Source organism: Mycobacterium sp. E1715 (genome assembly GCF_001667625.1).
GTDB lineage: Bacteria > Actinomycetota > Actinomycetes > Mycobacteriales > Mycobacteriaceae > Mycobacterium.
Genome location: NZ_LZJJ01000086.1, coordinates 1 through 806, shown reverse-complemented (window position 1 = coordinate 806; position 806 = coordinate 1). Strand labels below are relative to the sequence as shown.

Annotated in this window: 1 protein-coding gene; it reads right to left on the bottom strand. The window is 69.2% G+C overall.

Annotation, left to right across the window (positions count from 1 at the left end; all coding sequences use genetic code 11):
* Window positions 1–681 (bottom strand): pyruvate kinase (locus tag A9X03_RS04735; RefSeq protein WP_231975349.1); only part of this gene is annotated, 681 nt, incomplete at its 3' end.
* Window positions 682–806 lie beyond the last annotated feature (125 nt).

Here is an 806-nt window from a genome sequence, read left to right as displayed (position 1 = left end):
GGGAAGCTCAGCCAACAGCCGGTCGACGTCGGCCGGGTTACGGACGAACGACAAGTCCACCAGGTCGGCCAGTTCGATCACGGCGGCGAGATCGCTGACATCACGGTCGGTGATCGCCGAGATCGGCAAGTCGGTGTCGGGCATGTTGATGCCCTTGCCCGCCTTCAGTCGGGCCTCCCCTTGCTCCGGGCGGTCGATGCGCACGGTGAGCACGTCGCGAGCGACGGACACGACGCGGCCGCCGATCTTGCCGTCGTCGAAGTAAACGGCGTCCCCCGCCCGGGCATGGTCGAAAGCCTCGGGCAGCGTGCAACCGATGCGCGCGGCGGGTTGACCACCGCCAACCGGCGCCGGTGAACAGTCGCGGGTCAGTTGCAGAAGGCTTCCGGCGCGCACCACCAAGCTCTGCTCCGCTGCGGCGAGCGGACCCACCCGCGCCGATTCGTCTTCGGTGGTCAGCACCGTCCCCGTCACCAGGTAGGTGGTCTGCTGCGTCGTCACGACGAAGCCACGTCCCGTGGGCTCGGTGCCGTCGTTGAGCACGAGGCGCCGTTGGGACCCTCGCGCGTCCCGGAGCACCAGCATGTCGCCCGGACGGCGGCCGGCGAGCCACCGCACCGGCACCGTGAACACGGTCATGCCCGGTTCCGGCGGGTTGGCGGGTTCTTCGATCGAGGTCATCCACGCCCGCGCCGGTGCGACGACCCGGCCGAGCTGATCTCGTCGTGGTCGAACTGGCCGACCTGGTGGACTTGTCGTTCGTCCGTAACCCGGCCGACGTCGACCGGCTGTTGGCTGAGCTTGAC